Origin of the sequence: Streptomyces rectiverticillatus, assembly GCF_013394065.1 — a bacterium.
Taxonomy (GTDB): Bacteria; Actinomycetota; Actinomycetes; order Streptomycetales; family Streptomycetaceae; genus Streptomyces; species Streptomyces rectiverticillatus.
On sequence record NZ_CP040752.1, the window covers coordinates 2110494 to 2124562 of the forward strand.

The following is a 14069-nucleotide window of genomic DNA, read 5'->3' on the forward strand; positions in this document are numbered from 1 at the left end:
CGTCCGCGCGCGGCGGGCGCGCGGGGCTCACCCTTTCTCGTCGCCGACGGGCCGTTAGGCTGCGCAGCGCAGCACGTATGCAGGACCTATCCAGCACGTTCCGGTGGGACTCAGGAGGCGGACATGGCGTGGTTGTGGCGGTTCGAGAAGGCCGACGGGACGGAGACCTCCCCGGCGGTCGAGCCGGAGGAGTTCACGACGCAGGGGGACGCGGAGTCCTGGATCGGCGAGGTCTGGAAGGAGCTCCTGGACGGCGGCGCGGAGCGGGTGACGCTGTTCGAGGACGGCACGGAGATCTACGTGATGAGCCTGCGCGCGGCGGCCGAGAGCTGACCTGCGTCCCGCCGCCTGCCGCCCCGCACGGGGCGGCAGGCGGTCTCAGATTTCGTCTCAGATCTCACCGAGGGTCACGGTGGTGGTGTGTTCGGCGCCGTCCCGGTCGTAGGTCACCTCGGTGCGCTCGCCCGGCTTGAGGCCCGCGAGCGCCTCGGACAGGGACTGCATCGTGGAGATGCTGTTCCCGGCCACCGCGGTGATCACGTCCCCGGCGCGCAGGCCCGCCCGGTCGGCGGGACCGCCCTGGTTGACGGCGACGACCTCGACGCCGGCCGGGGTGAAGTCCGGGCCGACGATCGTGCGCGCCGTGATCCCGAGCGCGGCCCGGCCGGAGTCGGTGACCCTGCCGCTCTTGACGATCTGTCCCGCGACGGTGCGGACGGTCGTGGCGGGGATCGCGAAGCCGATGCCGGGCGCAGGGCCCCGGCCGAGCTCCGGGTCGGTGGCGGCGAGGGTGGGGATGCCGATCACCTGGCCCGCGAGGTTGACGAGGGCGCCGCCGCTGTTGCCCGGGTTGATGGCGGCCGAGGTCTGCACCATGTTGGCGATGGTGGCGCCGGTGCCGCCGCCGCTGCGGCCGGAGCTCACGGTGCGGCCCACGGCCGAGACGATGCCCTGCGTGACGCTGCTGGACAGGCCCAGCGGATTGCCCATCGCCAGCACGATCTGGCCGACCTCCACCTTCGAGGAGTCCCCGAAGGTGGCGGGCTTGAGGTTCTTGGGGACGTCGTCGAGCCGGACGACCGCCAGGTCCTGCTCGGGATAGCTGGAGATCAGCCGGGCGCCGACGGGGCCGCCGCCGGTCGCCAGGGTGACCTTGAAGGACTGCGCGGAGCCGACGACGTGGGCGTTGGTGACGATGTTGCCCTTGTCGTCGTAGACGACGCCCGAGCCGAGGCTGTCGCCCGCGGTGATCTGGACGACGGACGGCAGGACGTCCTTGACCACCTTCTCGTAGGCGGCCTGGAGGTCCCCGGCGGGCCCTCGGATGGTGGGCGCCCCCGACACGGCGGGTGCCTTCTCCGGCCCCTCCCTCTCCGCGGGGCGGGGCGAGGTGGCGGAGCAGCCGGCGGTCAGTGCGGTCAGTGCGGCGGCGCAGACGAGGGCGGTCAGCAGGAACGTGGCACGGACGTGGGCGCGTGAGCCATCCATGCTCGGAGTATTGCCCCTGCGGGCGGGCCTGTCCCGGCCGGGCCTACGAACGGGTGGTGGCGGCCGGGCGTGGCGGTGGGCCGCGCGGCCCACGGCTCGGGGCCGCCCCGGCGGGGGCTGACCGCCGCGGCGCGGGTTTCGAAGGCCCGGCCTGCGTCGGGGTGCGCGGCCGGCGCGGGGCCCGTTCGCCCGAAGGGCGGACTCGGGAGCGGGACGTGCGCCACCGGGCCCTCGTCGGCCGCGCAGGCGGTCGAGGGCGGAGGACCCTTCGAAACCCGCTGCAGCGGTGCTCAGCCCCACCGGAGGTGCCCGGCGGTGCCGGACCGGCGGCGGACCGCGCGCCCCGTCCCGCGGCCCGCGCGAACCCGGGCGCGGGCGCAGCGAGCCCGCGGCACTACCCCCGCACGCCGCACAAGTGCAGCAGCGCCGCCACCGCGCGGTACGGGTCGGTGCGGCCCGCGCGGTCCTCCGCGAGGAGCAGCCGTTCCAGCTCCGGGCCCGCGGGCGGCTCGCGGCCGTCGAGCGCTTGGTCGGTGAAGACCCGCACGCCGTACCAGGTGTGCAGCGGCGCCCCGATCCCGGCGAGCGTCGCGGTCAGGGTCTCCCGGCGGTCGGCGCGGACTTCCAGGCCGATGCGGTTGGTGTACGCGGGTGAGTCGAAGGCGGCGAGGGCGGTGTCCCAGTCGCCGGCGAGGCCCGGGCGCATGGCCAGGGCGTCGGCGTTGCGCACCAGGAGGGACAGCAGGCCGCCGGGGGCGAGCACCCGGGCCAGGCCGGCGAGCATCGGGTCCGGCTCGGGCACGTACATCAGGACGCCGTGGCAGAGCACGATGTCGAAGGAGCCCGGGGTGAAGTGGGCGCCGGTCTCGCGGCCGTCGCCCTCGACGAGCCGCACCCGCTCCCGGATGCCCTCCGGCTCGGCGGCCAGCGCCTCGCGCACGGCGCCGAGCATCACGGGGTCGGACTCCAGGCCGGTGACCTCGTGGCCCGCGCGGGCCAGCCGGAGGGCCTGGGTGCCCTGGCCGGGGCCGACGTCGAGGATGCGCAGCCGCCGGCCGACGGGATAGCGGGCGCCGATCTGCTCGTCCAGCTGGCGGGCTATCAGCTCCTGCCGGACGGTGTCCCGTAAGCCCCCCAGCCCCCGGAGCCACCCCTCCGCACCGGCACCGAAGCCGGGCGCGAAGGCGCTCAGGGCTTCTCCCCGCGCTTGACCTTCGGCTTGGGCAGGCGCAGCCGGCGCATCTGGAGCGTACGCATGATGGCGTAGGCCACCGCGCCGCGCGTGTTCTCGTCGGGGAAGCGCTGCTTGAGGGCGCGCTTGAGGGAGATGCCGGTGACCACCGAGTTGATGACGATCAGGGCGATCACGATCATCCACGCGAGGAGCACGTACGTCTGGAACGCGCCCTTGTTGATCATGCTGAGGATCAGGATGAGGACGGCGAGCGGCAGGAAGAACTCCGCCACGGAGTACCGCGAGTCCACGAAGTCGCGCGCGAAGCGGCGGACGGGGCCCTTGTCGCGGACGGGCAGGTAGCGCTCGTCCCCGTTGGCGAGGGCCTCGCGCTGCTTGGCCAGGTCGGCCCGGCGGGTCTCGCGGGCGCGCTTGGCGGCGTCCTTGCGGTTGGAGGGCGTGTGCGCCATGGCGCGGCGCTGGGAGTTCGCCTCGCTGCGCTTGGGGGTCGGGCGGCCCTTGGGGGCCTGCGGGTCACGGGTCTGCTGGGGCTGGTCCGCGGTCACCTTGGCGGCGGCGGCCTGCTCATCCTTGGAAGTGGAACGGCTTCGGAACACGAAACCCAAGGGTACGGGGTAAGGGGAGCGGGCACCCGCCCGTACGGGGGAACGATCCGGCAACGGCAGCCGTTGCCCTGGTTGTTCCCCCGCTCCTGCCCGGGACTCCTGCCCGGGTTTCTCCTCGGGGGGACGTCTACTCCCTGCGCCGGAGGACGGCGGCCGCCTGATCGTCCTGGAGGAGGAGCGCATGGGGGCCCGAACAGTGCGGTAATGGAAGCAGGGCCCGTACTGTGGGGTCTGCAAGGTGTGCTGGAGCCGAAGTCCGTCAGAAGGGGGCGCGCGAGGCCCATGAGCGGTGTCATGAAGCGTATGGGGATGATTTTCCGCGCGAAGGCCAACAAGGCCCTGGACCGGGCCGAGGATCCGCGCGAGACCCTCGACTACTCGTACCAGAAGCAGCTCGAACTGCTCCAGAAGGTGCGCCGCGGCGTCGCGGACGTCGCCACCTCCCGCAAGCGCCTGGAGCTGCAGCTCAACCAGCTCCAGGGCCAGTCCACCAAGCTGGAGGACCAGGGCCGCAAGGCCCTCGCCCTGGGCCGCGAGGACCTGGCCCGTGAGGCCCTCTCCCGCCGCGCGGCGCTGCAGCAGCAGGTCAGCGACCTGGAGACGCAGCACCAGACGCTGCAGGGCGAGGAGGAGAAGCTCACCCTCGCCGCGCAGCGCCTGCAGGCCAAGGTCGACGCCTTCCGTACGAAGAAGGAGACCATCAAGGCCACCTACACCGCCGCCCAGGCCCAGACCCGCATCGGCGAGGCCTTCTCCGGCATCTCGGAGGAGATGGGCGACGTCGGCATGGCCATCCAGCGCGCCGAGGACAAGACGGCACAGCTGCAGGCCCGCGCCGGCGCCATCGACGAGCTGCTCGCCTCCGGCGCGCTCGACGACCCCACGGGCATGGCCAAGGACGACATCACCGCCGAGCTGGACCGCCTCTCGGGCGGCTCGGACGTGGAGCTGGAGCTGCAGCGGATGAAGGCCGAGCTGGCCGGCGGCAGCGCTCCCAAGCAGGCCATCGAGGGCGGCAACGGCGGCCAGGCCGCCTCCCAGGCCGAGCAGGAGCGGCCGCGCTTCGACAAGCAGTAGTCCCCAGGCACCCGCACCCGACCGAGGGAGAGACCGTCATGATCGTACGGATCATGGGGGAAGGGCAGTGGAGGCTCGACGACGCCCACTTCGTCGAACTCAACAAGCTCGATGACGAGCTGCTGGAGGAGATGGAGGGCGGTGACCAGGAGGGCTTCCGCCGCACGCTCGGCGCCCTGCTGGAAGCCGTGCGCCGGCTGGGCAGCCCGCTGCCCGACGACGCCCTCGAGCCCTCCGAGCTGATTCTGCCCGCTCCCGACGCGACCCTCGACGAGGTCCGCGCGATGCTGAGCGACGACGGCCTCATCCCCGGCTGACCGCCCGGGCCCGCTCCGCCCGGTACCGGCCCTCCAGCACCCGCCGCGCCCCTGTCCCCCGTCCGGGACGGGGGCGCCGCCACGAGACGGGACCCCTCGCGATGAGCTCCCTCGCCGTTCCCGGCATGGCCCGCCCGCACCACTGGCTGCGGGCGCACCCGGTCGCCGCCGACTCGCTGCTGTCCCTGGCCGTCTTCGCGATCGTCCTCATCGGGTCGTTCGCGGGGCGGGGCCGGGCCACGGAGCCGCCGGGGACCGGCTTCCTGGTGCTGAGCGCGCTGGCCTGCGCCGCGCTGGCGGCGCGCCGGGCCGCACCGCGCACGGTCCTCGGCGTGACGTCCGCCCTGACCCTGGCCGAGATCGCCACCGACGGCGCGGCTCCCCCGCGCACCCAGATCGCGATGGCCGTGGTCGTGGCCCTCTACACCGTCGCCGCGCGCACCGAGCGCCCGGCGGCCTGGCGCTTCGCCCTGACCACGGTCGCGGTCCTGACCGCCGCCGTCATGATCCTCGGCGCCCCGCCCTGGTACTCCCCCGAGAACCTCGGGCTCTTCGCCTGGACGGCCCTGGCCGGAGCGGTGGGCGACGCCGTCCGCAGCCGCCGGGCCTACGTCGCGGCGATCGAGGAGCGGGCGGTACGGGCCGAGCGCACCCGCGAGGAGGAGGCGCGGCGGCGGGTGGCCGAGGAGCGGCTGCGGATCGCCCGCGAGCTGCACGACGTCGTCGCCCATCACATCGCGCTCGTCAACGTCCAGGCCGGCGTGGCCTCGCACATCATGGACAGCCGCCCCGACCAGGCCAAACAGGCCCTCGCACACGTACGGGAGGCCAGCCGCTCGGCGCTGTCGGAGCTGCGCGCGACGGTCGGGCTGCTGCGGCAGTACGGCGACCCGGAGGCGCCCACCGAGCCCGCGCCCGGGCTCGGCGTGCTCGACCAGCTCGTCGACGGGTTCGCCCGGGCGGGGCTGGAGGTGACGGTCACGGGCGGGCCCGAGGCGGTCGCGGCGGTCGGGACGCTGCCGGCGGCGGTCGACCTGACGGCGTACCGCGTCGTCCAGGAGGCCCTGACGAACGTCCACAAGCACGCGGGGCCCGGGGCGCGGGCCGAGATCACACTGACCCGCGGCCCGGACGCCCTGTCCGTGACCGTCCTGGACGACGGCACGGGGTGCCCTCCGGGCGGGACGCCGGGTGGCCACGGGCTGATCGGCATGCGCGAACGGGTCGCGGCCCTGGGCGGGGAGTGTGTGGCCGCCTCCCGCACGGGGGACGCGCCGGGCTTCTGCGTCCGGGCGACGCTGCCGTTACGGGGCCGCCCGTAGGTACGGGGCCGGGCCCCTTGACCCGTCGTCGCCGGCGACATCCCTCCGCCGCAACGACGCGCAACCCCCAGGGGCCTGACCGGCGCTGCCGAACCGCCTCCCTTACGGCCGGCTCGGCACCGCCGGTCACCTCCGGTGGGGGTGACCCGCCGTCGCGGCGGAGGGATGTCGCCGAGCGCTACGGCTCCTGGGCCCGCCCCCTGCAGCCGCCGAAGCAGCGCTCAGCCCCCCAGGGAGGTAACCGGCGGTGCCCGACCGCCTCCGCTTACGGCCGGCTCGGCACCGCCGGAGAGCCCGGTGGGAGTGACCCGCCGTCGCGGCGGAGGGATGTCGCCGAGCGCGACGGCTCCTGGGCCCGCCCCCTGCAGCCGCCGAAGCGGCGCTCAGCCCCCCAGGGAGGTAACCGGCGGTGCCCGACCGCCTCCGCTTACGGCCGGCTCGGCACCGCCGGAGACCCCGGTGGGAGCGACCCGCCGTCGCGGCGGAGGGATGTCGCCGAGCGCGACGGCTCCTGGGCCCCCTGCAGCCGCCGAAGCGGCGCTCAGCCCCCCAGGGAGGTAACCGGCGGTGCCCGACCGCCTCCGCTTACGGCCGGCTCGGCACCGCCGGAGACCCCGGTGGGAGCGACCCGCCGTCGCGGCGGAGGGATGTCGCCGAGCGCGACGGCTCCTGGGCCCCCGCCACCGACCACCCCACCGGAGGTGCCCCGTGCGAGCCAGGTCTAGCCGCCCTCCGGGCGGGTAGGGTTCGGCGGATGAGCGGTCTGAATCTTGATGACTTCGCCACGCTGATCGAGCGCCCCGATCCGGGCGTACGGCGGGATGCGGAGGAGCGGCGGGAGCGGCTCGGGCTGCGGCCCGGGGCGCTGGGGCGGCTGGACGAACTGGCCGAGTGGCTCGCCGCCGCGCAGGGAGCGGTGCCGGTCAAGCCGGTGGAGCAGGTCACGGCCCTGGTGTTCGCGGGCGACCACGGGGTCGCGAAGCTGGGCGTCTCCGCGGGCCCCGAGGGCGGCGCGGCGGTCCTGGTGAAGGCGGCGCTGGCCGGCGAGAGCGCGGGCGCGGTGCTGGCCCGGCGGGCCGGGGCGCGGCTGCGCGTGGTCGACATGGCGGTCGACTGCGATCCGGCGGAGCTGCCGGAGGAGGTGACCCGGCACCGTGTCAGGCGCGGATCCGGCCGCATCGACATCGAGGACGCGCTGACGCCCGAGGAGGCGGAGGCGGCGTTCCGTGCGGGCATGGCGATCGCCGACGAGGAGGCGGACTCGGGCACCGACCTGGTGGTTCTGGGCGATCTGAGCGTCGGCGGCACCACGGCGGCCGGCACCCTGATCGGCGCGCTGTGCGGCACGGACGCCTCCGTGGTGACCGGCCGCGGCGGCTTCGGCATCGACGACCTGACCTGGATGCGCAAGTGCGCGGCGATCCGGGACGGTCTGCGCCGGGCCCGCCCGGTGCTGGGCGACCAGCTGGAGCTGCTGGCGGCGACGGGCGGCGCCGACCTGGCCGCTGCCACGGGCTTCCTGCTGCAGAGCGCGGTGCGCCGCACCCCGGTGATCCTCGACGGAGTCGTCTCCGCGGCGTGCGCGCTGGTCGCGCAGCGGGTCGCGTTCCGGGCGCCGGACTGGTGGCTGGCCGGGCAGGCCGGCGGCGATCCGGCGCAGGCGAAGGCGCTCGACCGGATGGCGCTCAACCCTCTGCTCGATCACGGCGTCACTGTGGGCGAGGGGACAGGGGCGCTGCTCGCTCTGCCATTGGTGCAGGCGGCCGCGGCCCTGGCGGCGGACCTTCCCGAGCGACTTCCGGATCGCGACTGACCTCCCGGCAGCCGGTGTGAAGAGCGCGGAGCCCGCCGCAGACAGTGCCCCGAATGATGATCTTTCATGGGAGAAGTCCGCTTGACTCCGGATGAGGGCGCACCTGCCGGCCTCAGGTCACGGCGCGCCGCCGCTTTCGCCGTGTGGTACCTGCGCTTCGTCACCTTCGTCAACCTGCTGAGCGCGGTGTGGGTGTCGTTCGGCACGGACATCCGGCGTCACAACGACGCCGAGTTCTTCACTCCGTACCTGCTGACGGCGGGCTTCGCGTCGGCGCTGTGGTCGTTCGTCATGGCGGTCACGCTGCGCCGGCGCAAGCGCGCGTCGTGGATCCTGAACCTGGTGCTGGCCGGGCTGTTCCTGGTGTTCATGGCGACGCTCATGTTCTCCCGGGAGTTCAACCGCCACGCGCTGAACTGGTTCTCGCTCGTGGCCACGGGCCTCTTCGTGGGGGCCCTGCTGGCCGGCCGCAAGGAGTTCTATGCCAAGGGCGACCGCTCCAACCCGAAGCTGGCGGCGATCGTCGCCGTCGTCGGCCTGCTGGTCACCTCGCTGACGGCGGCGCTGCTGGTGCGGGCCGCGAACGACGCCCCGGACGAGTACCGGGCGACGTTCCTCGACCGCTGGCACTACGGCTTCATGCGGCTGATCTCGCTGCAGGTCGACGAGAGCGCCTACCCGGGGCTGTCCGTCCCCGGCTGGGTGGACGTCACCATCAACGTGATGAGTTCGGTCCTGCTGCTGGTCGTGGTGTACGCGGCCTTCCGGGCCCGCCGCGCCACCGACCCGCTCACCGCCGAGGACGAGGAGAAGCTGCGCGCCCTGCTCGACCGGCACGGCGACCGCGACTCCCTCGGCTACTTCGCGCTGCGCCGCGAGAAGAGCGTCATCTGGTCCCCCAGCGGCAAGGCCGCGGTCACCTACCGCGTCGTGGGCGGGGTCTCGCTGGCCTCCGGCGACCCCATCGGCGACCCGGAGGCCTGGCCCGGGGCCATCGAGCCGTGGCTGGCGGAGGCGCGTGAGCACGGCTGGATCCCGGCCGTCATGGGCGCGAGCGAGGAGGGCGGCACGATCTACGCGCGCCACGGCATGGACGCCCTGGAGCTCGGGGACGAGGCCATCGTGGACACCGCGGAGTTCACCCTCGAGGGCCGCGCCATGCGCACCGTGCGGCAGGCGTACAACCGGGTCAAGCGCGCCGGCTACACGGTGCGGATCCGGCGCCACGAGGACATCCCCGAGAAGGAGATGGCGGAGCTGCTGCTGCGCGCCGACGACTGGCGCGACGGGGCGACCGAGCGCGGCTTCTCGATGGCGCTGGGCCGGCTCGGCGACGCGCTCGACGGCCGCTGCGTGATGCTGGAGTGCCACGACGGCGGCGGTGAGCTGCGCGCCGTGCTGAGCTTCGTGCCGTGGGGCCCCAAGGGCCTGTCGCTGGATCTGATGCGGCGCGACCGCGACTCCGAGAACGGCCTGATGGAGTTCATGGTCATCGAGCTGCTGCAGCAGGCCAAGGGGCTGGGCATCGGCCAGGTGTCGCTGAACTTCGCGATGTTCCGGTCGGTCTTCGAGCGCGGCTCCCGGCTGGGCGCGGGGCCGGTGCTGCGGGCGTGGCGCTCCCTGCTCAGCTTCTTCTCCCGCTGGTGGCAGATCGAGTCCCTCTATCGAGCAAATGCGAAATACCGCCCCATCTGGGAGCCTCGTTTCATGCTGTTCGAGAAGAGCAGCGATCTGCTGCGGATCGGCATCGCGAGTGCACGCGCCGAGGGCTTCCTGGAGGCCCCCGGCCTGCCCAAGTGGCTCAACCGCAAGCACCTGGAGAGCCGACGATGAACCGCGCGGCGCTGCGACGCGCCGCGCTGACCGAGTGGGGCCCGCTGTTCGGGACCGTCCGGCGGGCGCTCGTACGCAAGAAGTTCCGGGCGATCCCGATGACCCTCGCGGCGGTCCTCCTCACCGCCGTCTTCCAGATCGTCCAGAACCAGCCCTGGGGCTTCGAGCCGGTGCAGCGGATCGGCTCGGTGCAGGCGCGGCTGCCGTGGTGGCTCGCGCTGCTGCGGACGCCGCTGTCGCTCTTCGTCCCGGCCCTGGACCTGCCGGTGTGGGGCGCGCTGGCGCAGATCCTGCTGGTCTTCGGCATCGCCGAGATCTGCCTGGGCAAGTGGCGCACGCTCGCCATCTCCTACGTGGCCACGCTCGCCGGGACGATGTACGCGCGGCTGGCCGTCCACATCGGCCCCGACTCGGTGTTCGGGCTGCCGCCCGAGGCCGCCAAGGTCGTCGACACCGGCCCGTCGGCGGCCGTCGTAGGGCTCGCGATCTTCGTCTCCTGGCGCTACCGGGCCTGGTTCACCTGTGCCGCGGTCGTGCTCGCGATGGTGGTGGAGGCAGTGATCAAACCCAATCTGGCGGGGAAGGAGCACATCGCGGCCGTCGTCGCGGTGCTCGCGCTGTGCGCGGCGGACGAGGTGCGGCGCAGACGCCGCCGGGCCCGCACGCAGGAGGACGTGCAGCGCGGTCAGCGGTCCGGGGCGCCCGCCAGCAGGTCGTGAATCCTGTTGCGGGCCGCCTCCCAGCGCGCGTCGTGCCGGTAGGCGCGCACCCGGGCCCGGCGGCGGGCCCGCGGCCGGTGGCGGTAGAAGCGCCGCGCCCACGGTGAGCCGGGGCGGGCCAGGCGCACCGCGCCGAAGAGGGCGACGAACGGCACCACCGCGCCGATCAGGGCGATCCGCGGCTTGCCCTTGGCCAGGGCGAACAGCGCGATCAGGAAGTTGATCAGGACGTTGACGACGACGAGGCCGCGGTCGTGCAGCTCCTCCGGTGTCAGCTCGTTCACCCCGAAGGGCAGGAATCCGGCCAGCACCAGGCCCACGAGGGCCGCCGTCAGCACGACGAGCTCGACGCTCTTGCGGCCCTGCTCGGTCCAGTAGACGTCGTCCAGGTGCAGGACCAGCGCGAACTCGTCGAGGACGAGGCCCGCGCCCGTACCGAAGAGGACGGCCGCGGCCATCGCCCCGAAACCGTGCCGGCCCGAGGCGACGGCACCGAAGCCGCCGATCACCGTCAGCACCACGCCGGGCACCACGTGGTGGACGTGCATCCCGCCGGGGCTGATGTTGCGGAAGGGGCCCTTGCCCGCGCGGATCAGACGGGTGATGACGCGGGTCACCAGGAAGGTCAGGACGAAGGCCGCCAGGGCGAGCAGCAGGGGCAGCTTCCCCGGCTCCACGATGTTGCGGCTCAACCACTGGCCCATGACGTACGCACCCGCTCCCGATCGGCCCTCCACCGGCAACCTACTGCCCTCGGCGGGCCGGATAGTGTGCCCGCGATGACCGACACGACACCCGCGCGCGCCACCGCCGGCGACGCCCTGCGCTTCGCCTTCGGCACGCTCACCGTGCTGCCCGTCCGCCTCACCCGCTGGGACCGCCCGGCCGCGCGCGGCGGCATGCTCGCGGCGCCGCTGGCGGGGCTCACGGTGGGGGCGGGGGCCGCGGCGGCGGGGTCGGCGCTCCTGGCGCTGGGGTCCGGGCCGCTCCTGGCGGCGGTGGCCGCGGTCGCCGTGCCGGCGGTCCTCACCCGCGGGCTGCACCTGGACGGCCTGGCGGACGTCGCCGACGGGCTGGGCAGCGGGAAGCCGGCCGACGACGCGCTGCGCATCATGAAGCAGTCGGACATCGGGCCGTTCGGGGTCGTGACGCTCCTGCTCGTCCTGCTGGCGCAGGTGGCGGCGCTGTCCGGGGCGTACGCGGCGTCCCCGCTGCGGGGGGCGCTCGCGGCGCTGACGGCGGCCGTGACGGCCCGCTGCGCCCTGACCCTCGCCTGCCGCCCGTCCGTACCGGCGGCCCGCCCGGAGGGCCTGGGTGCGGCCGTGGCAGGCGCGGTGCCGCCTCGCGGGGCGCTGGCGGCCGGGGTGGCGGTGGCGGCCGCCTGCGCGGCGTGGGGCACCTTCCTGGGCCCGTACGGCGCCCTCCACACGACCGCAGCAGCCGCGACGGGCCTCCTCACCGCGGAACTGCTCCTCCGCAGGTGCGTGTCCCGCTTCGGCGGGGTAACGGGCGACGTCTTCGGCGCCCTGGCGGAAACGTCGACGACGACGGCCCTGGTGACCATGTCCCTGGGCTAGCAGCCCGGCACGGCACCGCCGGCGGCACTTCCCACCGCCGCAACGGCGAGAACCCCACTCGACCGACCCGGCGGCGCCCATCCCGGCCGAGCCGGTCACGGCACCGCCGAAACGCGCCACTGTGGCTGATCACCGCCGCGGCGGAGGAAATACCGGCCGACCGCCCGGGAAGCGGCTCACTGCCCAGAAATCGAGCCCCCAGGCACTTCCCACCGCCGCAACGGCGAGAACCCCACTCGACCGACCCGGCGGCGCCCATCCCGGCCGAGCCGGTCACGGCACCGCCGAAACGCGCCACTGTGGCTGATCAGCGCCCCGGCGGAAGACCCCGCCGGCCCGGCGACAGCCGAACCGCGCGCCCGCTGGAGACCCTTGGATGCCCCCCGCAGGGATATGGCGCATACGATGCCCGGGGTGCGGCCGACCCACCCGCTCGGCCGAGAAACTCAACGGAAGTAGGGACCTCACCACCGTGTCTGCTCTGACTCTCAGCACTTCCAGTGCGGCGACGCTGCGCGCGGACGCCGTCGTCATCGGCGTGGCGAAGGGCCCGAAGGGCCCCGTCGTCGCGGCCGGCGCCGAAGCCGTTGACAAGGCCTTCGACGGCAAGCTGGCCGCCGTCCTGGAGGCTCTCGGCGCCACCGGCGGCGAGGGGGAGACGACCAAGCTCCCCGCCCCGTCCGGGCTGAAGGCCCCGGTCGTGCTGGCGGTCGGCCTGGGCGACGCCCCGGCGAAGGACGAGGACTTCGCCCACGAGGCCCTGCGCCGCGCCGCGGGCTCCGCGGCCCGTGCCCTGGCCGGTTCCAAGAAGGCCGCGTTCGCGCTGCCCGTCGAGGACGCCGACGCCGCCGGCGCGGTCGCGGAGGGCGCCCTGCTCGGCGCGTACTCCTACCGCCCGGCCGGCAACGCCGCCGCCGCGAAGAAGAACGACAAGGCCGACAAGGGCGCCCCGCTCGCCGAGATCGCCCTGCTGGGCGGCAAGCCGCGCGACAAGGCGTTCAAGGCCGCGGCCGAGCGCGCCGCGACCGTGGCCGAAGAGGTCAACCGCGCCCGCGACCTCGTCAACATGCCGCCGAACGAGCTCGACCCGAAGGCCTTCGCCGCCGCGGCCCAGACCGCCGGCAAGGAGTTCGGCCTCAAGGTCGAGGTGCTGGACGAGAAGGCCCTGCTCAAGGGCGGCTTCGGCGGCATCATGGGCGTCGGCCGCGGCTCGGACGCCCCGCCGCGCCTGGTGCGGATCGGCTACACCCACCCGAAGGCGGAGAAGACCCTGGCCCTGGTCGGCAAGGGCATCACCTACGACTCGGGCGGCATCTCCCTGAAGCCGGCCGGTCACAACGAGACCATGAAGTGCGACATGGCCGGGGCGGCCGCCGTGTTCGCCGCGGTCGTCTCCGCCGCCCGCCTGGGCCTGCGGGTCAACGTGACGGGCTGGCTGGCCCTCGCGGAGAACATGCCCTCCGGCTCCGCCACCCGCCCGGGTGACGTCCTGAAGATGTACGGCGGCAAGACCGTCGAGGTCCTCAACACGGACGCCGAGGGCCGCCTGGTCCTGGGCGACGCCCTGGCCCGCGCCTCGGAGGAGACCCCGGACGCGATCGTGGACGTCGCCACCCTGACGGGTGCCATGGTGCTCGCGCTGGGCAACCGCACGTTCGGCGTCATGGGCAACGACGACGCGTTCCGCACCTCGGTCTTCGAGATCGCCGAGGAGGTCGGCGAGCAGGCGTGGCCGATGCCGCTCCCGGCCGAGCTGCGCAAGGCCATGGACTCCCCGGTCGCCGACTTCGCCAACATGGGCGAGCGCATGGGCAGCGGCCTGCTCGCGGGCATCTTCCTGAAGGAGTTCGTGGCCGAGGACATCGCCTGGGTACACCTGGACATCGCGGGCCCGGCCTACCACGAGAGCGCCCCGTACGGCTACACCCCGAAGGGCGGCACCGGCTCCGCGGTCCGCACGCTGGTCCGCCTGGCGGAGCGCACCGCCGCGGGCGACCTCGGCTGAGCGTCCGGCGCGCTCGCACGGGCGGTACGGCCCGCACGGTCGCACGGTCCCGCGGCTTTTGCCCGGGGCCGTGCGGATCCGTTCGCTTGTAACGAAATACCTCGGCCGTACGCACGAG

Annotated in this window: 14 protein-coding genes; 10 read left to right on the plus strand and 4 right to left on the minus strand. The window is 74.2% G+C overall.

What is annotated here, in order from left to right; all coding sequences use genetic code 11:
- Positions 1–123 precede the first annotated feature (123 nt).
- The gene (locus FGW37_RS08995) at positions 124–333 is read left to right on the plus strand and encodes a hypothetical protein (RefSeq protein ID WP_179080589.1); all 210 of its coding nucleotides are present in this window, start codon (positions 124–126) and stop codon (positions 331–333) included.
- 57 nt (positions 334–390) lie between these two features.
- On the opposite strand, the gene FGW37_RS09000 is transcribed toward FGW37_RS08995, so the two are convergent.
- Both FGW37_RS09000 and FGW37_RS09005 read right to left on the minus strand, forming a co-directional pair.
- Positions 391–1488 carry a S1C family serine protease gene (locus FGW37_RS09000; RefSeq protein ID WP_179080590.1) on the minus strand — a complete coding sequence of 366 codons (1098 nt, stop codon included), beginning with the start codon at positions 1486–1488 and terminating at the stop codon, positions 391–393.
- Between the two features lie 394 nt (positions 1489–1882).
- Positions 1883–2536: a class I SAM-dependent methyltransferase gene (locus FGW37_RS09005; RefSeq protein WP_246430748.1), complete on the minus strand. Its 654-nt coding sequence runs from the start codon at positions 2534–2536 to the stop codon at positions 1883–1885.
- Here FGW37_RS09005 and FGW37_RS34110 point away from each other — a divergent pair.
- Positions 2471–2617: a hypothetical protein gene (locus FGW37_RS34110; protein ID WP_246430893.1), complete on the plus strand. Its 147-nt coding sequence runs from the start codon at positions 2471–2473 to the stop codon at positions 2615–2617. The genes FGW37_RS09005 and FGW37_RS34110 overlap by 66 nt on opposite strands.
- Positions 2618–2676: 59 nt before the next feature.
- On the opposite strand, the gene FGW37_RS09010 is transcribed toward FGW37_RS34110, so the two are convergent.
- Positions 2677–3279, minus strand: a complete 603-nt coding sequence (locus FGW37_RS09010) for a DUF3043 domain-containing protein (protein WP_179080591.1) — start codon at positions 3277–3279, stop codon at positions 2677–2679.
- 291 nt (positions 3280–3570) lie between these two features.
- Between FGW37_RS09010 and FGW37_RS09015 the strand changes: the two genes are divergently transcribed.
- The 6 genes from FGW37_RS09015 (at position 3571) to FGW37_RS09040 (ending at position 10369) form a co-directional block, all read left to right on the plus strand.
- A complete protein-coding gene (locus FGW37_RS09015) occupies positions 3571–4365 on the plus strand; it encodes a PspA/IM30 family protein (RefSeq protein WP_179080592.1) in 795 nt (264 codons plus the stop codon).
- A gap of 38 nt (positions 4366–4403) precedes the next feature.
- Positions 4404–4682 (plus strand): PspA-associated protein PspAA, encoded by a 279-nt coding sequence (pspAA, locus tag FGW37_RS09020; RefSeq protein ID WP_179080593.1) that lies wholly within the window; start codon positions 4404–4406, stop codon positions 4680–4682.
- A gap of 101 nt (positions 4683–4783) precedes the next feature.
- Positions 4784–6004, plus strand: a complete 1221-nt coding sequence (locus tag FGW37_RS09025; RefSeq protein ID WP_179080594.1) for a sensor histidine kinase — start codon at positions 4784–4786, stop codon at positions 6002–6004.
- Positions 6005–6758: 754 nt separating this feature from the next.
- On the plus strand, positions 6759–7817 hold the full coding sequence (locus FGW37_RS09030; protein WP_179080595.1) for a nicotinate-nucleotide--dimethylbenzimidazole phosphoribosyltransferase: 1059 nt from the start codon (positions 6759–6761) through the stop codon (positions 7815–7817).
- Between the two features lie 66 nt (positions 7818–7883).
- Positions 7884–9650, plus strand: a complete 1767-nt coding sequence (locus FGW37_RS09035) for a phosphatidylglycerol lysyltransferase domain-containing protein (protein WP_179080596.1) — start codon at positions 7884–7886, stop codon at positions 9648–9650.
- Complete coding sequence (locus tag FGW37_RS09040; protein ID WP_179080597.1) at positions 9647–10369, plus strand: hypothetical protein; 723 nt, start codon at positions 9647–9649, stop codon at positions 10367–10369. The genes FGW37_RS09035 and FGW37_RS09040 overlap by 4 nt, the downstream gene beginning before the upstream one ends.
- Here FGW37_RS09040 and FGW37_RS09045 read toward each other — a convergent pair.
- Positions 10336–11073, minus strand: a complete 738-nt coding sequence (locus tag FGW37_RS09045; protein ID WP_179080598.1) for a hypothetical protein — start codon at positions 11071–11073, stop codon at positions 10336–10338. The genes FGW37_RS09040 and FGW37_RS09045 overlap by 34 nt on opposite strands.
- A 75-nt stretch (positions 11074–11148) precedes the next feature.
- On the opposite strand from FGW37_RS09045, the gene FGW37_RS09050 reads away from it, so the two are divergent.
- Both FGW37_RS09050 and FGW37_RS09055 read left to right on the plus strand, forming a co-directional pair.
- On the plus strand, positions 11149–11946 hold the full coding sequence (locus FGW37_RS09050; protein WP_179080599.1) for an adenosylcobinamide-GDP ribazoletransferase: 798 nt from the start codon (positions 11149–11151) through the stop codon (positions 11944–11946).
- 472 nt (positions 11947–12418) lie between these two features.
- Complete coding sequence (locus tag FGW37_RS09055) at positions 12419–13951, plus strand: leucyl aminopeptidase (protein ID WP_179080600.1); 1533 nt, start codon at positions 12419–12421, stop codon at positions 13949–13951.
- The last annotated feature ends 118 nt before the right edge of the window (positions 13952–14069 follow it).